General features: G+C 64.1%; 21 protein-coding genes and 1 pseudogene. 4 read left to right on the top strand and 18 right to left on the bottom strand.

Annotated features, from left to right (window positions below):
* Position 1 precedes the first annotated feature (1 nt).
* The 12 genes from ACN9MU_RS30670 to ACN9MU_RS30725 form a co-directional block, all read right to left on the bottom strand.
* Positions 2-1,477 carry an APC family permease gene (locus ACN9MU_RS30670; RefSeq protein ID WP_426319577.1) on the bottom strand — a complete coding sequence of 492 codons (1,476 nt, stop codon included), beginning with the start codon at positions 1,475-1,477 and terminating at the stop codon, positions 2-4.
* A 117-nt stretch (positions 1,478-1,594) separates the two neighbouring features.
* Positions 1,595-2,710: an NADH:flavin oxidoreductase/NADH oxidase gene (locus ACN9MU_RS30675; RefSeq protein ID WP_426319578.1), complete on the bottom strand. Its 1,116-nt coding sequence runs from the start codon at positions 2,708-2,710 to the stop codon at positions 1,595-1,597.
* Between the two features lie 215 nt (positions 2,711-2,925).
* The gene (locus tag ACN9MU_RS30680; RefSeq protein WP_426319579.1) at positions 2,926-3,438 is read right to left on the bottom strand and encodes a DUF1993 domain-containing protein; all 513 of its coding nucleotides are present in this window, start codon (positions 3,436-3,438) and stop codon (positions 2,926-2,928) included.
* Positions 3,439-3,484: 46 nt separating this feature from the next.
* Entirely contained in the window at positions 3,485-4,474 is a 990-nt protein-coding gene (locus ACN9MU_RS30685) for a succinylglutamate desuccinylase (protein WP_426319580.1), read from the bottom strand.
* Between the two features lie 147 nt (positions 4,475-4,621).
* Positions 4,622-9,322, bottom strand: coding sequence for an NAD-glutamate dehydrogenase domain-containing protein (locus tag ACN9MU_RS30690; RefSeq protein ID WP_426343893.1), 4,701 nt, complete (start codon positions 9,320-9,322; stop codon positions 4,622-4,624).
* A gap of 133 nt (positions 9,323-9,455) precedes the next feature.
* Positions 9,456-10,796 (bottom strand): N-succinylarginine dihydrolase, encoded by a 1,341-nt coding sequence (gene astB / locus ACN9MU_RS30695; RefSeq protein ID WP_426343894.1) that lies wholly within the window; start codon positions 10,794-10,796, stop codon positions 9,456-9,458.
* 8 nt (positions 10,797-10,804) lie between these two features.
* A complete protein-coding gene (gene astD, locus ACN9MU_RS30700; RefSeq protein ID WP_426336584.1) occupies positions 10,805-12,274 on the bottom strand; it encodes a succinylglutamate-semialdehyde dehydrogenase in 1,470 nt (489 codons plus the stop codon).
* Positions 12,267-13,319, bottom strand: a complete 1,053-nt coding sequence (gene astA / locus ACN9MU_RS30705; protein WP_426165910.1) for an arginine N-succinyltransferase — start codon at positions 13,317-13,319, stop codon at positions 12,267-12,269. Before astA ends, astD begins: the two co-directional genes overlap by 8 nt.
* A gap of 14 nt (positions 13,320-13,333) precedes the next feature.
* A complete protein-coding gene (locus tag ACN9MU_RS30710; protein WP_426336585.1) occupies positions 13,334-14,365 on the bottom strand; it encodes an arginine N-succinyltransferase in 1,032 nt (343 codons plus the stop codon).
* Positions 14,366-14,481: 116 nt separating this feature from the next.
* Complete coding sequence (locus ACN9MU_RS30715; RefSeq protein WP_426165914.1) at positions 14,482-15,723, bottom strand: acetylornithine/succinyldiaminopimelate transaminase; 1,242 nt, start codon at positions 15,721-15,723, stop codon at positions 14,482-14,484.
* A 185-nt stretch (positions 15,724-15,908) separates the two neighbouring features.
* Positions 15,909-16,853 carry a GlxA family transcriptional regulator gene (locus ACN9MU_RS30720; protein ID WP_426165916.1) on the bottom strand — a complete coding sequence of 315 codons (945 nt, stop codon included), beginning with the start codon at positions 16,851-16,853 and terminating at the stop codon, positions 15,909-15,911.
* A 3-nt stretch (positions 16,854-16,856) separates the two neighbouring features.
* A complete protein-coding gene (locus ACN9MU_RS30725; RefSeq protein WP_426336586.1) occupies positions 16,857-17,774 on the bottom strand; it encodes a DMT family transporter in 918 nt (305 codons plus the stop codon).
* Between the two features lie 80 nt (positions 17,775-17,854).
* Here ACN9MU_RS30725 and ACN9MU_RS30730 point away from each other — a divergent pair, with 80 nt between their 5' ends.
* The 3 genes from ACN9MU_RS30730 to ACN9MU_RS30740 all read left to right on the top strand — a co-directional run bounded on the left by ACN9MU_RS30730 (position 17,855) and on the right by ACN9MU_RS30740 (position 19,507).
* Positions 17,855-18,292, top strand: coding sequence for a MarR family winged helix-turn-helix transcriptional regulator (locus ACN9MU_RS30730; protein WP_426165921.1), 438 nt, complete (start codon positions 17,855-17,857; stop codon positions 18,290-18,292).
* A gap of 12 nt (positions 18,293-18,304) precedes the next feature.
* Positions 18,305-18,589, top strand: a complete 285-nt coding sequence (locus tag ACN9MU_RS30735; RefSeq protein ID WP_130309964.1) for a hypothetical protein — start codon at positions 18,305-18,307, stop codon at positions 18,587-18,589.
* An 81-nt stretch (positions 18,590-18,670) separates the two neighbouring features.
* The gene (locus ACN9MU_RS30740; RefSeq protein ID WP_426165925.1) at positions 18,671-19,507 is read left to right on the top strand and encodes an HDOD domain-containing protein; all 837 of its coding nucleotides are present in this window, start codon (positions 18,671-18,673) and stop codon (positions 19,505-19,507) included.
* 31 nt (positions 19,508-19,538) lie between these two features.
* On the opposite strand, the gene ACN9MU_RS30745 is transcribed toward ACN9MU_RS30740, so the two are convergent.
* Together ACN9MU_RS30745 and ACN9MU_RS30750 are read right to left on the bottom strand one after the other, a co-directional pair.
* Positions 19,539-19,949 carry a DUF4019 domain-containing protein gene (locus ACN9MU_RS30745; protein WP_426165928.1) on the bottom strand — a complete coding sequence of 137 codons (411 nt, stop codon included), beginning with the start codon at positions 19,947-19,949 and terminating at the stop codon, positions 19,539-19,541.
* A gap of 34 nt (positions 19,950-19,983) precedes the next feature.
* Positions 19,984-21,345 carry an FAD/NAD(P)-binding protein gene (locus ACN9MU_RS30750; protein ID WP_426343895.1) on the bottom strand — a complete coding sequence of 454 codons (1,362 nt, stop codon included), beginning with the start codon at positions 21,343-21,345 and terminating at the stop codon, positions 19,984-19,986.
* 72 nt (positions 21,346-21,417) lie between these two features.
* Between ACN9MU_RS30750 and cysC the strand changes: the two are divergent.
* Positions 21,418-21,894, top strand: a pseudogene (gene cysC / locus ACN9MU_RS30755) (adenylyl-sulfate kinase); the annotation flags it as partial.
* Here cysC and ACN9MU_RS30760 read toward each other — a convergent pair.
* The 4 genes from ACN9MU_RS30760 to ACN9MU_RS30775 form a co-directional block, all read right to left on the bottom strand.
* Positions 21,846-22,775 carry an arginase family protein gene (locus ACN9MU_RS30760; RefSeq protein ID WP_426336589.1) on the bottom strand — a complete coding sequence of 310 codons (930 nt, stop codon included), beginning with the start codon at positions 22,773-22,775 and terminating at the stop codon, positions 21,846-21,848. The pseudogene cysC and the gene ACN9MU_RS30760 sit on opposite strands and share 49 nt — an antisense overlap.
* Complete coding sequence (locus ACN9MU_RS30765; protein WP_426343896.1) at positions 22,772-24,016, bottom strand: hypothetical protein; 1,245 nt, start codon at positions 24,014-24,016, stop codon at positions 22,772-22,774. Before ACN9MU_RS30765 ends, ACN9MU_RS30760 begins: the two co-directional genes overlap by 4 nt.
* Positions 24,000-24,704, bottom strand: coding sequence for a methyltransferase (locus tag ACN9MU_RS30770; RefSeq protein ID WP_426336591.1), 705 nt, complete (start codon positions 24,702-24,704; stop codon positions 24,000-24,002). The genes ACN9MU_RS30765 and ACN9MU_RS30770 overlap by 17 nt, the downstream gene beginning before the upstream one ends.
* Before the next feature lie 175 nt (positions 24,705-24,879).
* Positions 24,880-25,728, bottom strand: a complete 849-nt coding sequence (locus ACN9MU_RS30775; protein WP_426343897.1) for a haloalkane dehalogenase — start codon at positions 25,726-25,728, stop codon at positions 24,880-24,882.
* Positions 25,729-25,742: the final 14 nt, after the last annotated feature.

The raw sequence follows: 25,742 nt of genomic DNA on the forward strand, positions 1-25,742 counted from the left end.
TTTATACCTTGTTAAGCCTGGAGTTCCGGATTCCGTAGATGAAGTAGGTTAGCACCGCAACGACCATCCAGATAGTGAAAATCATCTTGGTGGCGTGCGACAGGTTGATCATCAGGTAGCCGCAGGCGACGATGCTCAGGCCCGGCACGAAATACGGGCCGAAAGGAACGCGGAAACCGCCCTTCTTGTATGTGCCAGCTGCGCGCTCCTGCGAACGCAGCACCGGCACCGCAATCGATACCACGATAAAGGCAGTCAGGGTGCCCATCGATACCATGTCCCACAGGAAGGTGGAATCGACGAGGCCGGCGACAATGCCAACCACCACGCTGACGATCAGCGTATTGGCAACAGGCGAATGGGACTTTGGATTCACGCTTTGGAATGCCTTTGGCACCAGGCCATCCTTGGCGATCGCATACAGGATACGGGTCTGGCCGTAGATCGTTACCAGGGTCACGGAGAAGACCGAGATCACGGCGCCGGCCGACAGGATCAGCGCAGGCCAGGCCTTGCCGGTCACGTTCTGCAGGATCACGGACAGGCCGGCGGCCTGGCCTTCGAACATATGGGCCGGCTGCGCGCCCATGGCGGCCATGGCGACCAGCATGTAGAACACGGTCACCAGCAGCAGCGCGGCAATGATGCCGATCGGGACGTTGCGCTTCGGGTTGCGCACTTCCTCGCCGGCGGTTGCGATGGTGTCCAGGCCGATAAAGGAGAAGAACACGGTTCCTGCTGCGGCGGCAATGCCGCTGGCGCCCGGCAGCCATTCGCCTGGCGTCGGCTTCAGGAATGGCGTGAAGTTATTGGTGTCGAAGCCGGTAAAGGCGACGGCACAGAAGAAGATCAGGATCGCCAGCTTGATCATCACCATGATGGCGTTGGCGGTAGCCGATTCCTTGGCGCCGCGCACCAGCAGGAAGCAGCACAGCGCCACCAGGATCACTGGCGGCAGGTTGAAGTGATCCATATGCCACACCGTTCCGTTCGGGGTCGAGACGATCATCGGCGAGCGCAGGTTTTCCGGGATCTGCCAATGGAAGGCGTTGACCAGGAAATTGTTCAGGTAGTCGGACCAGCCAATCGCCGTTGCACTGGCGGCAAGCCCGTATTCGAGCAATAGGCAAAAGGCGACGATGAAGGCCATGAACTCGCCCAGCGTGCGGTAGGCGAATGAGTAGGCGGAACCGGCTGCAGGCACGCGGAAGGACAGCTCGGCGTAGCACAGGGCGGTCAGGCCTGCGGTCAGCGCGGCCAGCAGGAAGGACAGCACGACGGAGGGGCCAGCTTTCGGCACCGCTTCGACCATGGTGAAGAAAATACCGGTGCCGATCGTGGCGCCGACGCCAATCATCGTCAGCGAAAACAGCCCGATGGAGCGGCTAAGGCCCTCCCCGTGCAGGCTCGTGCCGGCATCCGACTCCGCCGGGGCCGGCTTGGTACGGGTCAGCTTCTGGACCAGCGATTGATTCACAGGCATATCCTTCAGGACAAAAAAACCCCACGATTATAAGACCTCGCAGTTGCTGTACCTAAAGGATTTTGATGCCGGAATGGCAACCGTGGCGGGCGCCCCACGGAGCCACGTGTTTTAACGCTGCCCGAGGCGCGTTTCGCCGAACAGGTTTGTCAATTCCCGGGGCTGGGAGCGCCAGTACTGCGGCGGTGCAGCAACCTGGGCGCCCAGGGCCGCCGCCGCATGCCATGGCCAGCGCGGGTTGTACAGCATGGCGCGCGCCAAGCCCACCATGTCGGCCTGGTTGTTGGCGATGATCGCTTCAGCGTGCAACGGCTCGGTGATCAGGCCCACGCCAATGGTTGGCATGCCCGTTTCAGCCTTGATGCGCAGCGCAAAATGAACCTGGTAGCCGGGACCGAGGGGGATCTGCTGCAACGGCGAAACGCCGCCGCTGGAGACGTGGATAAAGTCGGCGCCGCGCCGTTTCAATTGATGCGCCAGCGCTACGCACTGTTCGATGTCCCAACCGCCTTCGACCCAGTCCGAGGCCGAAACGCGCATGCCGATCGCCACTTCGCGCGGCAGGGCGTCGCGCACGGCGTCGAACACCTCCAGCGGGAAGCGCATGCGGTTTTCCAGCGAACCGCCGAACTGGTCGCTGCGCTGGTTGGCCAGCGGCGACAGGAACTGGTGCAGCAGGTAGCCGTGGGCGCCGTGCAGCTCGATCGCTTCGATGCCGAGGGCATGCACGCGCAGCGCGGAACTCACGAAATCGGCCTTGACCTTGGCCAGGCCCGCTTCATCGAGTGCCAGCGGCGCAGGATCAGCAGCCGCATGCGGCAGCGCGGAAGGCGCAACCGTCTGCCAGCCGCCGCCCTGCCCCGGCGCCAGGGCCTGCCCGCCTTCGAACGGCGGCGCACTGGAGGCCTTGCGGCCCGCATGCGCAAGCTGCACGGCCAGTTTGATCGGCGAATGGCGGCGAATCGCCTGCACGATGGGCGCAAGCGCGCGCTGGTGCTCGTCCGACCAGAGCCCCAGGTCGGCCGGCGAGATGCGGCCTTCCGGCGAGATGGCTGTCGCTTCCAGGATCAGCAGGCCGGCGCCGGACAGCGCCAGGTGGCCGTAGTGGATCATGTGCCAATCGGTCGCAAGGCCGTCGTTGGCGGAGTATTGGCACATGGGCGCGATGGCGATGCGATTCGCCAGGTCCAGCGGGCCCAGGGCATAAGGGGAAAACAGATGGCTCATAAAGTTACAAGTGCTTACTATTGATACAGGCTTGCGCCTAGCTCGGCGCGGCATGCATTGATAAGCTGCGAAGCATGCAAAACCGCTACTGAGAAGGAGCCTGCCATGTACCGAAAAATCCCGACCGTTTCGACCCGCTTCAATCCGATGAAGGCGATTTCAGTGAGCGTGCTCCTGCTGACCATGGCTGCAACCTACGCCCTGCACGTCAGCATCTAACCTTCGTAAGGCCCCAGGTAATCGATCTTGCCGATCTTGACGCCCTGGTTCCGCAAGATGTCGTGCAGCGTCACGACATGGAAGTAGAAATTCGGCAGCGCGAAAGTCAGCAGATAGCTCTCGCCAGTAAAGGTTGGCCTGAAGCTGCCGAAACTCAGTGCCACCTCGCGCGTTTCGCTGTTTGCGAAATGCTCCTCCCCCACGCTTTCAATGTAAGCGATCGTGTTCGCGATGCGCTGCTGCAGCTGCTCAAAGCTGGCTTCGTTGTCGGGGAATTTCGGTGCGGCGATGCCGCTCAGGCGTTCGATGGAGAGTTTGCTGGTATCGCTGGCGCGCTGCACCTGGGCGGCCAGCGGCAGCATGTCGTCGGCCAGCCGGGCCGACAATAGCGTTTCCGGGACTTTGCCGGTTTCCTCCGCGTGGGCTTGCGCCTTGCGCAGCAGGCTTGCCATCACGTTCAGGCCGCGCACGAAAACGGGCGCGGAAACTTTATACATGGACAGCGACATGCGCTACTCCTTTCCGTTGAGTGTCCGGAAAGTGTAGCGCAATCCATCAATTCACGCGCGTGACCATCATTCCGGCCCGCAGGCCGACGCGGACGTCGGGGTTGGGGAATACCACCAGCTCTTCGTCGTGCTGCACGGTGTAGACGGTATCGCCGTCGCGGGCAATTTCATCGCCCTTCTTCAGCGCGGTGAAATTCTGCGTCTCCTTGCCGAAGGCCATCTTGAAGTTGTCGCTCAGCTTGATGATGTTCTGGGCCACCTTGAAGACGTGCGGTTCGCTGGCGGCTTGCAGCGGCGCCTTGCCGCGCAGCAGGCGGTCCAGGGCCAGCTTGGCGTCTTCGAACTGCGTGAGGTCGTTCTGGCCCAAGGTGCCAATGCGGCCCAGCTCAATCGTGGTGCCGGCGGCGGCGTGGTGCTCGGCGCTGTAGTAGCTGTAGGTGCCTGCCGACGACGGGTTCATGATGATGGCGCCGATGGCAGCTTCGCCCAGCCAGCCGACCAGCTGCTGCTTGGCGTCGTCCGCAATCAGGTCGGGGACGATGGCGAAGGTTGGGTAGACGCTCGGGCGGATGGCCGTGTGCAGGTCGAGGTGCCAGCGCTGTTTGCCGGCGCTTTCGAAGAATTCGGTGGTGGCGGCGATCATGACGTCGGCACGTGCGGCTTCGGCAGTGCCGGCCAGGGTGCCGCGTTCGGCGCGGAACATGCGGTTCAGGTCAGCGTCGATGAAGCGCTTGGCCTGGCGGATGGCGCCGATGTTGCCGACGCAGAGCATCAGGTCGACTTGCAGCGCTTGGGGTTCTTGCGCGAGGGCGTCGAGCAGGTAGGCTACCAGTTCGATCGGGCCGGTTTCGTCGCCATGCACGCCGACCGAGACCAGGATCGCTGGACGGCCTTGCTGCTTGCTGCGGATGGTGAGGATGCCGTCGGCGGGTTGGGCGACCGCGAAGCCGGCCTGTTCGAAACTGCGTGCAACCGCGCTGAAGTCTGCTTCAGCGAGGGCGCGGACTGCGGGGGGTAAGGTTTGGTTATCTGCCATTCTTTTGTTGCTGTTTACTTTCTGCTCCGCTAAAACCGGTAAACCAGTGTCAGACCCGCAGGGTCTGACACTTATACGCGGCGGCCGCATACTTGCATTGAGGGACGGGGGCTGGACCCAGGGCCAGTCCCCGCCGGTTTACCGGTTTCAGGCCGCCATGCCGACCGCGTTGACCGCTTCCGACAACGCCCACACGTCCAGCATTGCCTGTTCCAGGTCCGCCGACGCCGCGTAGCCCGAAAGGCCCAAGGTGCAGGTCACCAGCTCGACCGCTTCGACCGCGTCATGCCCGTTGGTCGCACGAGCCAGCACCTGCGACAGCAATTTCTGCTGCGTACGGCGCAAGGCCTGCTGCGCGTAGCTGCGCAGGTGTTCCTGCGACTTCGACACAGCAGGCAGTTTCAGCCCGCGCTCCAGCGTATCGATACCGGCCTGCGAACGCAGCGCCATGCCAACCGCCAGGAAGCCCGGCAAGTCCATGCCCGCAGGACGCTTGACCGACAGCGCCGCGAACACGAACGCCGCCACGCCTTCCAGCGCATCGACCGCATTCCACGCCTGCACGAATTCAGCGCGCAGCCCGCTGTGGGTAGCCGCTTCCGACTGCACGTCGGCCGCCATCTTGCGCACGGTGGAAGGATCGGCGAACAGCTTGGTCAGCTCGGCGATACCGGCACCGCGCAGTTGATCCTTCGGCACGCCCAACACGCCTTCCATCACCGCCTTCAACATGGCGCGGGTGCGCGCATCGACGCGCATCGCCACGTTGCGCGGCACATTCAATGCATCGGCATCCAGATCGTCGAAGACCGGCGCCAGGTCCAGCGCGGACCATGCCTGGCCCCACGCCAGGATCACGTCCTGCTCGCTGCAGTTGTTGGCAGCGGCCAGGTCGCGCATCATCAATGGGCCGCAACGGTTCACCACTTCATTCGCCAGCACGGTCGCCAGGATGGCATTGGACAGCGGATGGTTCAGCGGTGGACGGGTCGCCACCAGTTGCTCAGGGAAGTAGGGACGCAGCACCTTCTCCGCCCAGCTTTCGTCCGTCAGCGGCATAGCCGACAGCAGGCGCTTGTAGCGGTTCTTCACGTTGGCGATCACCACCGCCAGCTCCGGCGTGGTCAGGCCGCGGCCATCGGCCTTGCGACGCGCCAGTTCGGCCACGCTTGGCAGGTGCTCCAGTTCGCGCGACAGCGCGCCTTCTTCTTCCAGGTCGGCGATCAGGTCGGCATAGCCGTCCTGCACATGGGCTTCCGACTGGGCCTGGAATTCGCGCACCAGCAGACGGGTTTGCTGAGTGTTGTCGCGCAGGACCAGGCGTTCCACTTCCATGGTCATGTCGTTCAGAAGCTGGTTGCGGTCTGCCTCGGTGGTCTGGCCGGCGTTGACTTCCACGTCCAGCCACATCTTGCAGTTCACTTCGTGGTCGGAGCAATCCACGCCAGCCGAGTTGTCGATCGCATCGGTGAAGATGCGGCCGCCGGCCAAGGCGAATTCGATACGGCCGGCCTGGGTCGCGCCCAGGTTGCCGCCTTCCGCCACGACCTTGCAGCGCAGCGCATTGCCGCTGACACGGATGTTGTCGTTGGCGCGGTCTTTCACCTGCGCGTGGGTTTCACTCGAGGACTTGATGTAGGTGCCGATACCGCCGTTGTAGAACAGGTCCACTGGGGCCAGCAGGATGCGGTGCATCAGTTCTTCCGGCGTCAGCGAGGTTTCCTGGATGTCCAGCGCGGCGCGCACTTCAGCCGAGAGCTCGATGGTACGGGCGGTACGCGGGAACACGCCGCCACCTTTCGAGATCAGGTCCTTGTTGTAGTCCTCCCACGAGGAGCGCGGCAGCGCGAACATGCGCTGGCGTTCGGCGAAGGATTTCGCGGTATCCGGGTTCGGGTCGAGGAAGATGTGGCGGTGGTCGAAGGCCGCCAGCAGCTTGATCTGGTGCGACAGCAGCACGCCGTTGCCGAACACGTCGCCCGACATGTCGCCCACGCCCACCACGGTGAACGGGGTGGTGTTCATGTCGTGGCCCATCTCGTAGAAGTGGCGCTTGACCGCTTCGAACGCGCCCTTGGCGGTAATGCCCATCTTCTTGTGGTCATAGCCGTTGGAGCCGCCCGATGCGAAGGCGTCACCCAGCCAGAAGCCGCGCTTCACCGCGATGCTGTTGGCGATGTCGGAGAAGGTCGCGGTGCCCTTGTCGGCAGCCACCACCAGGTATGGGTCGTCGTTGTCGTAGCGGACGGTGTCCTCAGGCGGAACGATCTTGCCCAGCACGCGGTTGTCGGTCATTTCCAGCAGGCTGGCGATGAACAGGCGGTAGACTGCTTCGCCTTCCGCTGCCACCACGTCGCGCGGCGCGTCTTTCGGCATCTGCTTGCAGACGAAGCCGCCCTTGGCGCCGGCAGGAACGATCACGGCGTTCTTCACCATCTGCGCCTTCACCAGGCCCAGCACCTCGGTGCGGTAGTCTTCCATGCGGTCAGACCAGCGCAGGCCGCCGCGGGCGACCGGGCCGCCACGCAGGTGCACGCCTTCGAAGCGGCGCGAGAACACATAGATCTCGCGGAACGGACGCGGTTCCGGCACCAGGTGCAGGCTGCTGGTGTCGAACTTGAAGATGATCTTGTCGCCCTGTCCAGCATTCTGGAAATAGTTGGTGCGCAGGGTTGCCAGCATCAGGTCGATCATGGCCGCGAAAATCACTTCGGAGTCGGCGTGGTTGATCGAGGACAAGCGGCCCTTGATGGCCAGCAGCTTGTCCTTGGCTGCGGTGCGGGTCGCTTCCGGCAGGGCCGGATCGAAGCGCTCTTTCCATGCGTCGACCAGCTCCTTCACCAGCGCTGGATGGCGGCGCAGGATCTCCGCCATGTAGCGCACGGTGAACTGGGTGCCGGCCTGGCGCCAGTAGCTCATGTAAGCGCGCACCAGCTGCACTTCGCGCAGGCGCAGGCCGCCTTCGACAACCAGGCCATTCAGGCGGCCGTCTTCGGCTTCGTTGTTGAACAGGGCGTTGAACAGGTCTTCCGCCACCTGCACCACGCCAGGGCGGGACAGTTCGAGCGCGCTTTGCGCATCGACAGCCAGGCTGGTCACGTAGTGCTTCTTGCCGTCCGCGGTGCGGATGGTATGCGCCGATTCACGCTCGATCGCCACGCCGGCGTTGTGCAGCGCTGGCAGGATCGAGGACAGGGCCGGTACGCCGTCCACCGAGTACAGGCGGATGGTGGTGGCGGCGTTGCCTTCGGATGGCAGTTCGACGCGCACGGCGACGCGCTCGTCCACGCCATTGCGCAGGATCTTGTCCAGGTCGTGGAAGGCAACGGTCGGCGGCGTTGCGGCCACATAGTCGACCGGCAGGGTGGAGCACAGCTTGCGCAGGCTGTTGCGCAGCGGCTCCTCGCCGACCTTGTCGGCCAGCTCGGAGAACTGGTCATGCCAACCGTCCAGCACCGTCAGCAGCGGACGCTGGATATCGCTTTCCAGGTCCAGCGGATAGCGCGCTGCGTGGGCAATCAGGTAGAGGCGGGCCAGCGGACCGTCCGACACCAGGGTTTGCGAGCTGACATGGGTGGCGCCGGAGCTTTCCTGCAGGGCGCGCGCCAGCGCGTGCGCCACGGAGGCCGAATAGCGTTCGCGTGGCAGGTAGACCAGTACGTTCAGGTGGCGGGCGTAGACGTCGCGGCGGGCGAATACCTTGGCACGCGGCTGCTTGTACAGCGACACCACGGCGCCGCAGACTTCGGCCAGCCATTCCGGTTCCGCTTCCAGCGCTTCGGTGCGCGGCAGCGATTCCAGGATCTCGATGAATTTCTCGGCGCGGAAACCGGTTTCGCGCACGCCGGCGATCTTCAGCACTTGCGCGATGCGGCCGCGCGCGAATGGCAGGCGGGCCAGCGGGGTCAGGTTGGCGGCGCGGGTGAACAGGCCGACGAAGCAATGCTCGCCCAGGATGGCGCCCTTGCCGTCGGTGTGGCGCACGCCGATGAAGTCCAGCGACTGGTCGCGGTGCAGCGTGCCGCCCACGTCGGCCTTCACGATCGACAGGGTGTGGGCGCGCTTGGACAGGGTGTCGAAGTCGCCGGGGATATTGGCCAGGCAGGTGCCGTAGATCGGGTGCGCGGTGTCCTGCAGCACGCCGATGCGGCTAGGGATGTCGCGTTCCAGTTCGCGTGCGCCCGGCTTGACCTGGTAGTAGGCATAGCCGTGCACTTCGAAGCCTTCGTCGCGCGCCCACTGCAGGAAAGCTGCGACTTCCTGGCCTTCTTCGCCGTGGCCGGCCGAGTCGGTAGAGACGGCGGTGAGGCGGTCCTTCATTGCAGCCAGGTCGCGCTTCACGACGGCGGCGTCGCGCGCCACCATCTCGATGCGGTCGGTCAGTTCTTTCAGTGCGCCGTCTTCCAGCTTTTCGGACAGCAGGCACAGGACCATCGATTCCAGCTTGTCGCCTTTCTGGCCGACGGCTTCCACGCTGCCGTCGGCGCTGCGGCGCACCGGCAGCACGGCGTTCAGCACGCCGTTGGAGCCGACGCGCAGCTTGCGCATGGCGATCACGATGGAGTCGACCAGGTATGGCATGTCGTCGTTGACGATCAGCAGCGCGGTGGCGTGGCCGCCGCGCGCTTCTTCGTATTGGAGCTTGGCGATCTGGCAGCCGGAAGCGGTGCGCTTGGCAAGCTGGGTGAAACCTTCCACAAGGACCGGGGCCAGGCTGCCGGGGGACAGGTCGGCCAGGTCTTCGTCGTCCAGGGAGCCGAGCCAGGCTTCGATCAGTTGGGCGATCGGGCCGCTGGCCTTGACCAGTTCGAGCGTTTGCTTGCGCAACTCTTGTGGCATTTGTTTCATCTGCTTCTCCAAATACGTTGTGGGTATCTTCTTTCTTAAAACCGGTAGCTCGCAAGCCGTTGGCGCTGTTTGCACGACGGCCTTTGCGCAGACAGTGCCTGACCCTGCGGGTCAGGCACTGGTTTACCGGTTTTTACAGATCGTACAGGCCGGGTAAGCCCAGGATCTGTTCCAGCTCTTTCAATGCGGTGTGCACTTCTACAGCCAATTGCGGATCTGCCAAATCTTTCGGTTCCAGATGGTCGCGGTAGTGCTTCTCTACCCACGCGACCAGGCTATGGTACAGCGTTTCGGTCATCACCACACCCTGGTGCATGGCCGCTGCCTCTGCCTCGGTCAACGCCACGCGCAGGCGCAGGCAAGCCGGCCCACCGCCGTTGCGCATCGACTGGCGCAGGTCGAAGTGGATCAGCTCATCGACCGGGCCGCCGGAAGCGACCAGCTTTTCCAGGAAGGCCGCCACGGCCGGAATTTCCTGGCACTCATGCGGCGTGACCAAGGCCATCTTGCCGTCAGGCTTGGACAGCAGCTGCGTGTTGAACAGGTAGGAAGAAACCGCATCGGCCACCGACACTTCGGCCGTCGGAACGCGGATCGCCACCAGCTCGGCGCCCACGCCCTGCATGGCGGCGCGGATCGCAGCCAGCGCTCCCTGCTCGTCGGCGAAAGCCTGCTCGTGATAGAACAGCACATTGCCATTGCCCACCGCGATCACGTCGTTGTGGAACACGCCCTGGTCGATCACGTCCGGATTTTGCTGAACGAACACGCAGCGCGCCGGATCGAGGCCGTGCAGGCGGGCCACGGCCTTCGATGCTTCCAGCGTATGGCGGGCCGGGAATTTCTTCGGCGCCGGCGCGCTCGGATCGAATTCCACACGGCCGTACACGAACAGCTCCACAGCCGGATTGCCATGCTGGTCGCAAAGGCGGGTATGGTTGGCCGCGCCTTCATCGCCGAAGGCCGGCGTGCCAGGCAGTGCGTCGTGCACGGCGAAGAAGCGTTCGTCCTTGAAGATGGCGCGCAGGGCGCGAACCGACTGCACGTGCTCGAACGCGCGGTGCAGCTTGTTGTTCAGGTTTGCAGCGGTGAAGTGCACACGGCCATCGCGCGTGTCGGCCGACGGGCTGACGGTGGCGGCATTGGCAGTCCACATCGGCGAAGCCGAGTAGGCGCACGCCAGCACCACCGGCGAGTCGTTGTACGCCTGTGCGATCACTTCGGCATCGGTGCCGGCGTAGCCCAGGCTGCGCAGCAGGCGGAAATTCGGACGGTCTTGCGGCGGCAGCAGCGCCTGCGCGAAACCGCGCCTGGCCAGCTCGCGCATTTTGGCCAGGCCCTGCAGGGCAGCCTGCTTCGGATTGGACGCGCTCTTGACGTTGTTGAACGAGGCGACGTTACCGAACGACAGGCCGGCGTAGTTGTGCGACGGGCCAACCAGGCCGTCGAAGTTGTATTCGCGTGCAGTAGGCATGGCCATCCTCAGAAGTTCATGCCAGGCGACAGCTTGGCAGGCATTTCAAGGGCGCCGTTCTCGATCGAAGCGACCGGGTAGGCGCAGTAGTCCGCCGCATAGTATGCGCTAGGACGATGGTTGCCGGACTTGCCGACGCCGCCGAACGGCGCCGAGCTGGCCGCGCCGGTGGTCGGGCGGTTCCAGTTCACGATGCCGGCGCGGGCGCGGACCTGGAACTTCTGCCACAGCGATTCGTCGGTCGACAGCAGGGCCGCGGCCAGGCCGTAACCGGTGTTGTTGGCGGCGCGGATCGCGGCGTCGAAATCGTCGACGCGGATGATCTGCGCCAGTGGACCGAACCATTCTTCGTCAGGAATGCCTTGCGCGTCGGTGGTGTCCACGATGCCGGCGGAAACGAAGCCGGTGCCCGGTTCCAGCTGGCGCATTTCCAGCAGCATCTTGCCGCCCTTGGCCACCATGTCGGCCTGTGCCTGCACCAGTTTTTCTGCCACGGCGGCGGAAACCACAGGACCCATGAACGGCGCCGGTTCGGCAGCCGGAGCGCCTACGCCCAGCTTCGACGCCACTTCGACGAAACGCTTGACGAAGGCATCGCCCTGCTCGCCCTTCTGCACGATCACGCGGCGCGCGCAGGTGCAGCGCTGGCCGGCGGAGATGAAGGAAGACGAAATCGCCATGAATACGGCAGCATCGATGTCCGTCGGGTTCCAAACGATCAGAGGATTGTTGCCGCCCATCTCCAGCGCCAGCAGCTTGCCCGGCTGGCCGCCGAACTGCTTGTGCAGCGCCGCGCCGGTCTGGCTGGAGCCGGTGAACAGCACGCCGTCGATCTCCGCATTCTGGCCCAGCGCGATGCCGGTTTCACGGCCGCCGTTGACCAGGTTGATCACGCCCGCAGGCACGCCGGCCTTTTCCCACAGCGCGACGGTCTTGATGGCGGTGCGCGGTGCGTACTCGCTCGGCTTGAACACCACGGTGTTACCGGCGATCAGCGCAGGCACGATGTGGCCGTTCGGCAGGTGGCCCGGGAAGTTGTAAGGACCGAACACGCCGAACACGCCGTGCGGACGGTGGCGCAGCACAGCTTCGCCATCGGCAACCTTGTTGCGCGATTCGCCGGTGCGGTTGCCGTAGGAAGTGATCGAGATGTCCACCTTGTTGGCCATGGTGGTCACTTCGGTGCGCGCTTCCCACAGCGGCTTGCCGACTTCTTCGGAAATGGTCTGCGCCAGGTCTTCCGCGTTTTCCTTCAGCAGGTCGCGGAATTTGGTGACGATGGCGATGCGCTCTTCCAGCGGGCGGTAGGCCCAGGCTTCAAAGGCGGCGCGCGCAGCATGCGCAGCTTCCGCCACGTCATCGGCAGTCGACTCGTTCGACGAGTAGATATGCTTGCCGGTGGCCGGGTTGGTGGTCACGATGGTCTCGCCGTGGCCAGCTTTCCATTGGCCGTTGATGAAATTGCTCAGTTCAGACATTCTGGTTCTTCCTCACGTTGAGAGACAGGGTGCGCACGGTGTCGCCGGCATGGCAATGCAGCAGCGCTTGTTCTTCGGACGACAGGTCAATGCCGCCGTCGGATGGATTGGCGTCGGTCAGGATCATGCGGAAGTCCTGCATGACGGTGTTCGACACCAGGTAGGGTTCGGTGGTGTGCAGCGCGCAGGCATGCGCGGTATCGGTATCGCGCGTGACGGATGCCAGTTCGCTGTCGCGCATCGCGCGCAGTTCGGAGACGCGAGCTTGCAGCACCGGGCCGGCGTCGAAGATGTCGACATAGCCTTCGTAGTGCAGGCCTTCCTGCTCCAGCAGGCGGCGCGCCGGCGCGGTAGCCTGGTGCACCTTGCCGATCGCTTCCTGCGCATCTTTCGGCAGGTAGTCGACGTACAGCGGCTGGCGCGGCATCAGCTCGGCGATGAAGGACTTCTTGCCCAGCGCGGTCAGGTCGTCCACATGGTGGAAGTCCATCTTGAAGAAGTAGCGGCCCAGGCCTTCGTAGAAAGGCGAGCTGCCGTCTTCCGCCTGGTAGCCGCGCATCTCGGCGATAATCTTCTGCTCGAACAGGTGCGGGAACTGGGCGATGAACAGGAAACGGCTCTTCGACAGCAGCTTGCCGTTATTGCCCTGGCGGTAGTCCGGGTGCAGGAACAGGGAGCACAGCTCGGAGCAGCCGGTCAGGTCGTTCGACAGGTACAGCGTGTCCATGCGGGTGAACACGTTCAGCTCGCGGCTGGAGTGCACCAGGGTGCCAATGCGGTAGTTGTAGAAAGGCTCGGTCAGGCCGACCGCGCCCTTGATGGCGCACACGCCGGCCAGGCGGCCGGTATCGGTGTCTTCCATTACGAACATGTAGTCGCGTTCTTCCGGCGGGATGGTTTCGGCGAAGGACGCCACCGCCACGGCGACGCGGTCGCCCATCATCTTCATGTCCGGCTTGAGGGTGGTCATGCCGGTGCCCACCTGGCTGGCCAGGTTGAACAATCCGTCCAGGTCACTCGCTTTAATTGCGCGTACAACTAGCATAGGTTTTCTCGTTATTAAATGCGGACGCAGGTCACGGTGTCGCCCTCTTCCACGCGCAAGATGTCCTGGGCGTTCTTCGACAGGCAGACGGTATCGGTATTCTCCAGCGGTGCGCAGTTGATGGTCACCGCGCGGAAGCGCTGGTCAGGGCCGGTGGACACGGCGTAAGCCGCCACCGCGTCGCTGGCTTGCGTGCCTTCGGCGCTGGCCACGCGGCGCGGCAGCGAGGTGGTGAAGGTACGCAGCGCATGCTTGTGCGCCTGCAGGATCGGACCACCGTCAAAGATGTCGATGTACTCGTCGGCTTCGAAACCTTCGGAAGTCAGCAAATTGAATGCCAGTTCGCCGCTCGGATGGATCTGGCCCATCACGGCTTGCGCATCGCCCGGCAGCAGCGGCACGTAGACCGGGTAGTGCGGCATCAGCTCCACGATCAGGGTGCGGTTGCGGGCGCCACCGATCACGCGTTCGGCATCCAGGAAGTCCATTTTGAAGAACTTGCGGCCCAGCGCATCCCAGAATGGCGAGCCGCCGTTTTCATCGGTCAGGCCGGCCAGCGGCACGAAAAAGCGGTCGCCGAAACGGTGCGGCGCCTGCACTGCGTACAGCAGGCGGGAACGCGACAGCAGGGCCGCTTCCGGACGCTGCGCCACGCTGGCGTCGACGTAAAAGCCGGACAGCTGCGAGTAGGCGGTCAGCTCGGAGCACAGCGTCAAGGCGTGCACGCTGTGGCTGATGTTCAGGTCGCGCGAGACTTGCTGGATAACGTCGTTGCGGAAGGAGAAGTAGGTGCCGTTCGAGCCTGCGGAGGCGTGGATGGCGGCGGTGCCGACGATCTTCCTGTCGGCCAGCGACTCCATCACGAACATGTAGGACTCTTCGCTCGGGATGTCGACGTGGGCGGAGAAGGAAGCGATGGAACGCTCGACTGCCTGCTCGATCTTTTCACGCGTCTTCGGCAGGGTATGGACACCCGGCATGCTGACCGCGGCCAGTGATTCGAGGGCGGCGATGTCGGCGGTTTCTACCGGACGGACTACGTACATGGGTGCTCCTCTTTTATTCTTCTCTAAAACAGCAAAACCGGTAAACCTGTGTCAGACCCACGGGGTCTGACACTATGGGTGTCTGACCCTGCGGGTCAGACACCGGGTTACCGGTTTCAGGCCTTGGTCAGCTCAGCAACCGCCAGGCGAATAATGCGATCTGCCTCATCGATCTGCGCATCCGACACCACCAGCGCCGGGGCCAGACGCACCACGTCGGTACCGGCGATCAGGATCATCAGGCCCTGTGCTTCAGCAGCACGCTGGATATCCTTGGAACGGCCCTTGAACGGCTCGGCCACAACCAGGCCCAGCAGCAGCCCGGCGCCGCGCACGGCGGAGAACACCTGAGGGAAATCGCGCACCAGGCCTTCCAGCTTGCCGATCAGCTTCTCGGAAGCCTCTTTCACGCGGGCCAGGAAGGCTGGCTGGTTGATGGTTTCCAGCACGGTCAGCGCCACGGTGGCAGCCAGCGGGTTGCCGCCGTAGGTAGTGCCGTGGGTGCCCACTGCCAGGTGCTTGGCCAGTTCGTCGGTGGTCAGCATGGCGCCGATCGGGTAGCCGTTGCCCAGCGCCTTGGCCGAGGTCAGGATGTCCGGGGTAACGCCGTAGCCCTGGTAAGCGAACAGGGAACCGGTACGGCCCATGCCGCACTGCACTTCGTCGAAGATCAGCACGGCGTTGTGCTTGTCGCACAGCTCGCGCAGGGTCTTCAGGTATTCTGGATTGCCCGGCATCACGCCGCCCTCGCCCTGCACCGGCTCAACGATCACGGCGCACACGTCGTCGCCGATGGCAGCCTTGGCCGCTTCGATATCGTTGTAAGGGATGTGGTCGATCGATGGCGGCAGCGGCTCGAAACCTTCGGTGTACTTGGCCTGGCCGCCGACGGACACGGTAAACAGGGTACGGCCGTGGAAGGAGTTCAGGCAGGACACGATGCGCGGCTTCTTGTCGCCGAACTTGGCGTGGGCAACTTTACGGGCCAGCTTCAGGGCCGCTTCGTTGGCTTCGGCGCCGGAGTTGCAGAAGAAGGCGCGGTCGGCGAAGGTGGCTTCGGTCAGGGCCAGGGCCAGGCGCAGCACCGGCTCATTGGTGTAGCCATTGCCCAGGTGCCACAGGGTGTTGGCTTGGCGGGTCAGGGCTTCCACCACGACCGGGTTGCAGTGGCCCAGGGAGGCGACGGCGATGCCGGAGGTGAAGTCCAGGTAATGCTTGCCGTTCTGGTCCCACAGGTCCAGGCCCGCTGCTCGCACTGGCACCATCTGGGCAGGTGCGTAAGTCGGGACGATTACCTCGTCAAAAGTGGCGCGGGTTACAGGGCGGGTGGTAACAGTCGAGTCAAGCTTGGCGTTCATGGCAAATCCCCATCAATGGTAAGGTGTACTGCATTGTAAAAGCGGGGATGCTAAAACTCTTTTGAATCTGCGACAAGGATTTTCAAAATTGTCCAAGCAGCTTGAAAGTCGGGGTCAGGTCTGGCAATCCGCCACTTTTTCCGCAATGCGGAAAAAGTGGCGGATTGCCAGACCTGACCCCGACTTTAACCTTGCAATTTGCGCTGTCGCTCTTCGCGTGGCGTGTTGCCAAATAAGGTGCCAAAAGCGGTCGAAAAGTGCGACCCCGACGAGAATCCGCACATCAGGCCGACCTGCACTATGGAATGATTTGTTTCTAAAAGTAATTGCCGTGCCCGTTGCAGGCGCAGCTCCAAGTAGTAGCGCGAGGGCAGCGAGCCCAGGTACTGCTTGAACAAACGCTCAAGCTGGCGCCGCGACAAGCCCACCAGACCGGCGATATCGTCTGTCGACAGCGGCTCTTCGATATTCGCCTCCATCAGGGTCACCGCCTCCGACAGCTTGGGCTGCAGGGCCCCGAAACGCGCCTGCAGGGCCACCCGCTGCCGCTCTTCCGACGAACGCACGCGGTCGATGCATAAGGCTTCCTTGATCTCGGCCTGCACATTGGCGCCGAACAGCGCCTCGATCAGGGTCAGGGAAAAGTCGAGCGAAGCCGCCCCGCCGCAGCAGGAAATCAGCCGCCCATCGATCTCGAACAAGTTCGGTGTAAGTATGGCGCGCTCGGTGACATCCTCGGTTTCCGCATATAGCGCCCATGGCAGGGCAATGCGTGCGCCGCCCGCCGCTCCAGTCTGGGCCAGCCACAACACGCCGGCGCCGACCCCGCCCCAATATTCCGCCTCGCGGCAACACTCGATCACCGCGCGCAGTTCGGCATCGGCCGGGCGAGCCGCCCCCTCGTCCGCGACCAGCAGGGCCAGTTGCCAGTCGCCGGCCAGGCCGGATGCAGCGGCCAGCTGGGACGGCGTCATCACGTCGAGCTGGAAGCCGCCCTTCAGAAGGCGCTGGGCCAGCCGCAAGGGCTGCGCCAATCCGGACCAGGCCAGGCTGTCCGGTTCGCCTGCATTCACCAGCAGCATGCGCAGCGGCTGCTCCCGGGTCAGGCGACTAAGTTGGGCAAATGACATCTTCTATTCAGGGACAAGCGCCGACGCCGGGCGCTCAGGGGTATTCCATTGGCTGACAATCATACCGGAGATCAACAGTACCGCCCCCAGCAGCTGCATCACGCCCATCGTCTCGCTCAGCCAGAAGTAGCCGAAGATGGCAGCGCTGGCGGGTTCGAAGGCATAGATCACTGCTGCCTCGTTGGCGGTGGCGTGGCTCTGCCCCCACGTTTGCAGGGAAATGATGGCCGCCGTGGCGATCACGCCAAGATAGGCCAGGTTCCATTTATAGGTCGCCAGGCCTTGCCAGATGTAGGTGTAGTAGTCCTGCGCATCATGCGGCACGTCGATCACCCCGCGCGGCACTTCACGCAGCAGTATCCACAGCCCGGCAAACAGGGCCACGGTCCAGATCTGGGCCACGGTGAGCGTCATCAGGCGGTCCACCTTGCGCGAGAACTGCTCCATGACCTTGATGTAGAGGCCGAACAGGAAGGCCGCCGCCAGTGCCAGCGAGTCGCCGCGGCTCCAGCTGAAGCTGCCCTCCCAGCAGAGGGCGAACAGGCCGCCCACCGCCAGGACCAGGGCCAGCACGATGCGCTTGTCCGGCCACTTGCCCATGGCAATACCCAGCAGCGGCACCACCAGCACGTTCAGGCCGCAAATGAAGGCGTTGCGGTTGGAAGAAGTCAGGCTCAGGCCTTCGACCTGGGTCAGGTAACAGAAGAACAGCAGCACGCCGGCCAGGAAGCCATAGTGCAGGTCACGCCATTTGGCGCGCAGCAGGAAGGGGGACAACAGCACACCGGCAATCGCGAAGCGCGACAACACGATCCAGTTGGCCGACAGGTTGTCGGTCATATCCTTCATGGCCGGGAAGGTGGTGCCCCAGACAATGGTCACCACCAGCAGGGCAAGGATACCGCGTGCGTGCAGGGGCATGGCGTTTAGTACATCTTGTTATGAGTTTGCATATAGTAACCGATGGAGGCCGAGGCTGGCGGGCGCTATAATCCGGTGTCATGGGCGAACGATATTTGAAAAGCATCCGGCTGCTGGCCGAATGCATGCAAGGGTTTGAGAGGTGGTCCGGCGAACACGTTCGCCAACTTGGCCTCACCCACGCGCAATTCGATATCATTGCCACACTGGGCAACACCCCAGGCATGAGCTACAAGGAGCTGGGCGAACGCACCCTGATCACCAAGGGCACCCTGACCGGCGTCATCGAACGCCTGGAACAGAAGGGCCTGGTCGAACGGGAACGCAATGCCGACGACAAGCGCTCCTTTTTCGTGCGCCTGACCCCGGCGGGCGAGCAGCTCTTTGCCGAAGTGTTTCCTGTTATCGTCGCTAAAGGCGTACAGTTGTTTTCGGACTATAGCGACGCCGATTATGACGCCCTGGAACGCACCCTGGCCGGGCTGAAGGCCACAATCAGTGCCGGTACACCACTATAAAGAACGAGAAGAATGTTAAAGACCACCCTGCTGGACGGCATCAAGCCAGCCAAATTCGACAAGCAAATCACCGGCAACCTGCTGCTGGAAAACACCAGTGCCGACCTGGTGCGCAAGGAAAAACTACTGATTGGCATCCGCAATGAAGACGGCGAGATCTACCGCCTGATCGGCGCCACCAAGCACAACAGCTTTACCAATGCAGTGGAAGAACTCGAAGACCTGGAACTGGTCGACGAACTGGGGGATGTCGAAGGCACCGTGGAAGGGTGCGACGCCATCTTCGGCGAAGGCTAAGCTGGGCGTATAGCCGGTTTTTTCATCAAAATAACCACCCTGTCCTAGTTCCAAAGGGCAATTTCTGCATATAATTTTCGCATGGACAGACTGGAAGCCTTCAAAGCAATTGCAGCCCAAGCCGGCCGCGGTGAGCTTACATTCCCCACCAATATCGACGCGTCGATCAAGCTTCAGCGCGCGCTGAACGATGACAATTGCCATATCGACCTGGCAGCCAAGCTGGTGCAGGCCGACCCGCTGCTGGCGGCCCGCACGGTGGCCATTGCCAACTCGGTGGCCTACAACCGCTCCGGCATGGAGATTTCCAGCGTGAAGACGGCTGTGCAGCGCCTTGGGGTGCGCACCCTGCAGTCGCTGGTAACCTCGGTGATCGTGCGCCAGCTCGGCACCAAGATCCGCAATCCCCTGCTCAAGGCCAAGGCCAACCAGCTGTGGGAGCACACCGCCCACGTGGCGGCGCTGGCGCAGGTGATTGCGCGGCGCGTGTCCCACGTCGATCCCGATACCGCCATGTTTGCCGGCATCGTGCACGAGGTGGGCGGCTTCTACATGCTGTCGCAAGCCGAAGCCTATCCGGAAGCGATGGAAGGCGATCCGGAAGAATGGACCACCTACGGCGAAGTGCCGATCGGCCGCGGCGTCCTGCAAAAGCTGATGATTCCCGAGAACGTGATGAAGGCCGTGGAAGCCATGTGGGAAGGCATGCGCGCCCTGCCACCCGAAAACCTGGGCGACACGCTGCTGTTGGCCAACGACTTGTCCCCGATCGCCTCGCCGCTGCACGCCCGCCCGGGTGCAACCTCGGTGGCAGCCGCCAGCACCATCGACTTCGCCGTCGGCGACGGCACGCTGGCCAGCATCATGGAAGAGTCGGCGGAAGAAGTGAAATCCCTTACCTCCGCCCTGCTTCACTGAGACGTGCCCTTTAAAAGGGGTACGTCCCCATTTATTTTATAAAGTAACCGGAGACGCGCCAGTTGCCGTCCGGCCCTTTCATCGGGGTCACGGTTTCCACGGCGCTGGCCTTGTTCTCGAATTGGGTGGCGAACTGCAGGACGAAGTAGTCGCCTGCCGGGGCGCCCGGCAAGCTGTGCGTGAACTGGGCACTGGCCAGGCGGCGCGACTTTACTGTTCCCAAGGGCATGCGCACATTGCGCAGCGCCTGCTCCCAGCCCGGCTTGCTGATCGCGCCTTTGAATGCCGGGGCTGCCTTGTCCCAGCTCGCACCGTAGCTGCCGGCATCGGTCAGCGCCAGCCATTCGCTGGCGGCGGTTTTGGCGGAATCGCCTGACGGTGCATCTTGCGCAAACACGGCGCCAGACAGCAATAAACCAGCAATCAGCAAAACCGCGCGCATCGTCGTTCTCCAACACTGTTGAGGATTGCCAATTTTACATGCAGGCGCGGGCGATCGTGGCGGCGAATTGACGCAGTTCAGGCACCGCAGTCGCCTCCCAGTAGCCGGCCCGCAGCCAGGGGCCGATGTAATACAGGCCTGGCGTCGGTTTGCCGTCTGCGCCAAGCACGGTGCAGCCGGCGCCGGTTTCCACGCCGAGTCCCAGCGCGTCGGCCTGCATCAGGCCATCGGCCAGGAGCTGTCGCACCAGAGGCATCGATGCGCGGCGCGGGCTGGCGCAGCTGCCGGTACAGTTGATGATGCGGGCGGCGCGCAGTTCGACGACTGCTTCGCTGCCGCGCGGCTGCACCGCCAGGACCGCCAGTTCCGCCTCGTCGCGGATGCCCATGATGCGTCCAGCCGACACGCGCAGCGCGCAGCGCTCCAGCGCCGCCGCCAACTCCTGCTGCACCATTGGCGGCAACTGGTGCCGGTGCACGTCCCAATACGGCCGCACATGGCGCAGGAAGCGGCGCCGCTCGACCGCGGGCCAGGCTTGCCAGATGCCCGCGGACTGGTGGCGCAAGGCTGCCAGCGCATCGTGCCAGTCCAGGCCCGCCGCTTCAAGGCGCTCCACCTGCCGCATGAAAGCGTGCAAGGCCGCGCGAACGGTTGGCGCTTCGTCGCGCAGCAGCGGGCTGCCTGCCAGGTGGCCGCAAGGCGGCTTGCTGGGCTGCGGCAGCAGGCCATGGCGCGACAGCGCATGCACGCACTGCGAGGGATTGCGGCGCAGGAGCTGCAGCGCGATATCGACCGCCGTCAGGCCGCTGCCCAGCAGCAGCACCGGGTCGTGAACGCCAACGGTGGACAACAGGTCTGCGCGCCATGGATCCGGCACGTAATGCGCACTGTCGGCCAGCGTGCCGTGCGCCATTTCCGGCGGTGGCGCGGGAAGGTGTCCGAAGGCCAGCACCACCCGGTCCGCCTCGATCCGGCGGCCGTCTTCCAGCATCGCTTCCAGCCTGCCGCCAGTTTCGGTTTGCAAGCGGCATACGCTGCCGCTGATGCAATCGAGGCTGGCGTGGCGTGGCGCCTGGTCTTGCGCCTGGCGCAGTGCCCATTCCAGATAGTCGCCGTACACGCTGCGGGCGACGTAGGAACTCCCGGTCACGCGGCTGTCGCGCAGCGCCGCATAGCGCAGGAAGTGTTCCGGATCATCGGGCAGCACGCTCATTTTTGCCGCCACCACGTTGAGCAAATGCTGCTGGCTTTGCGTCCCGTATGCCATGCCGCGCGCCAGCCGTCCGCTGCGGTTCAACAACAGCAGGCGCAAAGGCTGGCGTCCCGCGAGGCGCAGCATCTGTATCGCGCACGCTACACCGGAAAAGCCTGCACCTACGATCAGCACGGTGCGCATGCTGCCCTCCTGCATCGCGTATATAGTCGCATCATGGACTCCTTGATCATATCGCGCCGCGAGCGCGAAGAAATGCATGGCCATCGCGGCGCGGTAGTCTGGTTCACCGGCCTGTCCGGCGCCGGCAAGACAACACTGGCCCGCGCCGTCGAACAGCGCCTGTTCCATGCCGGCTGCCAGGTCGTGCTGCTGGATGGCGACAGCCTGCGCCAGGGCTTGTGCGCCGACCTTGGCTTTTCTCCCGAAGACCGCAGCGAGAACCTGCGCCGAGCCGGCGAAACCGCCCGCCTGTTCGCCGAATCCGGCATCATCGTGCTGGCGGCCTTCATTTCGCCGCTGCGCGCCGACCGCGCCCGCGTGCGCGCCATGCAGGCCGGAGACGACTTCATCGAAGCATGGTGCAAATGCCCGCTGGAAGTCTGCGAACAGCGCGATGTCAAAGGACTGTACCGCCGCGCACGAGCCGGAGAGGTGAAACAGTTCACCGGCGTGTCCGCCCCTTACGAAGCGCCGCTGGCGCCCGAACTGTCGCTCGATACCGCGCGCGCGCCCCTGGCCGATTGCGTCGAGCTGGTACTGGCCGGGTTGCGCTCGCGCGGCGTGCTGCGCGCGCCGGGCAGCAGCTCGTCCAGCAGCTCCAGGCAGATGCGGGCAGCCTGGTCGCCCGCGTCCAGTTCCGCGTGCCAGGCCGATACCGACACGGCCACCAAGGGGTAGTCGCGCAGGCTGCGGAACAGCTCCGCCATCTCTTCCACGCGCGGTCCCGCCGGTACATGGTATTTGAGCGCTGGCATGCGCTGGGCTTCGTCCAGCACGTCGGTATCGAAATGCACGTAGAGGGTCTCGTGCGTCGACAGCTTGCCCAGCACCTGGTCCAGGGTGCAACGCACGATCGCCGATCGCTCCAATGCCACGTCTTCGCCAGGGTCAAGGTCGCGCGCATCGGACAGCAGCACCAGCTCTTCCGGGTAGGGACGCATGCCCACCGCTTCGCGCAACGCGGTGATGCTGTCGCGACGGTTCTGGCGCCGGTCCTGGCGGCCGACCAGCATGGCCAGCGGCATGCCGCCCAGGTATTGGGTGTGCGTGGTGGCCCAGGTGTGGAAGTCGCCGTGCGCGTCCAGCCACAGCATGCGTTGCGGTTCGCGGCCGACACGCTGCAAGCCTGCCATCACGCCCATGGTCGAGACGCAGTCGCCGGAAATGCTGACCGGCAGGTCGCCGGCCGCGGCCGCCGCGGCGACCTGTTCGGCCAGCACGGCATACACGCGGCCCATGCTGCGCATCTGTTCATCCTTGTCCACCAGTTCGGTGGCCGTCGATTGCGGCGACTGCAGCACGGCCCAGGGCTGCGAGTCGAGCAACTGCACGCGCTGCAGGCCGTCGCGCCGCTTGCCCATCAAGTAAGGCACCAGCAGGCGGCGGATCATTGCCACTGCTCCGGCGCCGCGCCGTAGCCCAGCGCGTGCATCATGTCGGCCACTTCCGCGCGCCGCGCCAAAGGCAGCAACTGGCTGCTGCGCTTGCGCCAGCGGCCGGGCGCGGGGGCTTCGGTCGCCATCGTCACCGGCAGCTCGGGCGGCTGCGGCATCGGAGGCAGGCCAAGCCATTCGCAAGTCCGCTCCAGCACGCCCGCAGGGTCGTACAGGAAGGATTCGAAGCGCACCGGCAGCGCCGCCACGCCGCTATCGACAATATGGCGGTGGCAGGACAGCCACTGGTTCAGGCACACCTCCTCCAGCGGCGCATTGATAAAACTGCGCCAGTTCGGCGGCAGGTCGAATTTCCACCAGCGCTGGCCGCCCTCGCACTGTTCGGAATAGCCGTGGATGGCCAGCGTCACGCCGTGCTTTTGCATGTCGTGCGCATGGAAGCCGAGCGGCGACAGCCAGCCGTCGATCAAGCCGTTGACGCAGGCGGCAACGCTGCGGACCAGGTGCACATAGCGCACCTGCGCATGCGGGAACAGTTGTTCATAGAAGCCGTGGCGATAAGCGTCGGAAGGGGTCTTGAACAGCAATACCTTGCTGGCGGCATCATCTTCGGTGAAATGCCGGGCACGCATGGCGGGCGAAACAAAGGGCGGCTCTTCGATCTTGGCGGCCTCGTTGAATGGCCGCCGTTCGCCCGGTCCGCGACCGCCGTCGTAGTAATCGCGCCGCCACGGTTCGCGCCAGAACACGGCGCCCAGCACGGCATGCTGCAATTCGTGCTCGCCGGGCGCGTCGGCGCCCTGGCTGGGCAGCAGCGCCTCGTCGAGGGCACGCTCCATCTGGGCAAAGGCCAGCGGTTGCGCGAACAGCGCAGGGAACTGCAGCAGCAGGCGCTTGCGCCAGCGCGCTTTCAACTCCGGCAACGGCGCCATGCCGCCTTCGGGCACGGTCAGGCTGTCGAAGATCTCGTCGGCCAGCGCATCGGGATTGCGCAGGCGTGCGATGGCATCGCTGGTGCATGCTGGATCGTAGCCGAAGCCGTCGCCGCTCAAGGCAAGGAAGGGCTCCGCTTCGCCGTCAAGGCTGGCGATGCCGGGATGGCGCGCCAGCACCGCCTTGAACAGCGTCGACCCGGAACGCGAACTGGTGAGGATGACGGCGACACGCCTTACCTGCGCACGCCAAGGCGCATGCGGCACTGCCCGCAACTGGCGGATGGTGTCAATCAGCCCGTCCATGCCTTGCCACCGGCTTGATCAGGAAAGCAAAGAACTGGCGCTCCTGGTCGCGTTCGGCCGCGCTGCGCGCCATCAGCCGGATGCTGAAGCCGGCCTGTTTCGCCAGCCGCCGCACCTCGTCCACCGCGCCGAAATTCGAGTGCGCGAAGTAGATGCGCCCGCCCGGCTTCAGGTAGCGCGCCGCCTGTTCGAAGAACTGGGTATTGGTGCGGAAATCGGTATCCCACTGCGAGCGCGCCACCACGTCGGGCGCCGGCTTGTCGCGGAACGGCAGGTTGGCGGTGATGACGTCGAACTGTTCATCGCCCACATTCTCGAACAGGTCGGAACGGCGCACCTCCATCACCCCCTCGAATCCGTGCGCCTTCAGGTTGTGGCGCGCGCTTCGGATGGCAGCCGGATTGACGTCCAGCGCCAGCACGCGCGACGCGCCCTGGTAGCAGGCGAAGATCGCAATCACGCCCGAGCCGGTGCCCACATCGAGTACGCTCTCCCCCGGCTTGATGCGGAAATTGCGCACCAGCGGCTGGCTATCGAGGAAGGGCCAGAAAGTATTCGGATAGACGTGGAATTTCTTGCCAAGATAAGTGATGGTGCGCCCGCCCTCCGGTACAGCCTTGAAGGCCTTTTGACGCGTGGCTTGCCAGCGGTCGACTTGTTCTGGCGTGGGAAGTGCAGATGTTCGCATACCTGTCCCCTTGTCTGATGCTTGCCATGCTATCGAGTCTGCCAGGCAAGGGCAAGCACGGATGAACCCGTGCGCGCGAACTGTTGGAACCTTACATTGCTCCCGGTTTGAAAGTCGGGGTCAGGTCTGGCAATCCGCCATTTTGGCGGATTGCCAGACCTGACCCCGACTTTCATCAAGGCAGCCACGCGGCGATGGCGCGGCCGATGGCTTCGGGGTGGTCTTCCTGGATGTTGTGCGTGCCTTCGCCGAGTTCAACCAGCTTGCAGTTTGCAAACTTCTCGGCGTAGCGCTCGGCGACCGGACGTGGCGTCAGCACGCCGTTCGGGCTGAACAGGATCAGCTTCGGATATTGAGCCGTGGCCATGATTGCTTCGTTGCGTTCGATCAGCTGGTACACATCGGCCGGCTCCCCGGCAATCGGCATCATGCGCGGGAAAGCCAGCATCGGCTTGCGCGATGCGGGCGTCGGGAATGGCGCGCGGTAGGCATCCATCTCTTCCGCCGTCAGCGGGCGCAGCGCGCCTTTCGGCAGCATCTGCTCGATGAAGAGGTTCTGCTGCAGCACGAACTCTTCGCCGCTGCCCGGTGCGCGCATCAGCTTGAAGCGCTCGCGCGCCTGTTCGAGCGGGTGGAAGTCTTCCCATGTCGGGCTGGGACGCACGAACTCCATCAGGGCCACGCCGCGTACCTTGGCCGGGTAGCGCGCCGCCAGGTGGATGGCCAGCGCGCCGCCCCAGTCCTGGCCGACCAGCGTGAACTCCTCGATCTCCATCTGCTGCAGGAAGGCCTCGAGGTAGGCCGCGTGTTCGAGGAAGGTGTAGGCGATATCGGGCTTGCCGGAAGCGCCGAAGCCGATCAGGTCGGGCGCCAGGCACCAGGCTTTGACGGCCACGTGCGGCATGATGTCGCGCCAGATGAAGGAGTGCGTCGGGTTGCCGTGCAAGAAGATCACGGCGTGCTGGCTGCGTTTGCCGAGCTCGCGATAAGCGATGGTGGAATTCAGTACGGGGAGGTTCTGCATGAGGTCTCTCTCAG

Source organism: Pseudoduganella sp. R-32 (genome assembly GCF_049913245.1).
Taxonomy (GTDB): Bacteria; Pseudomonadota; Gammaproteobacteria; order Burkholderiales; family Burkholderiaceae_D; genus Rugamonas.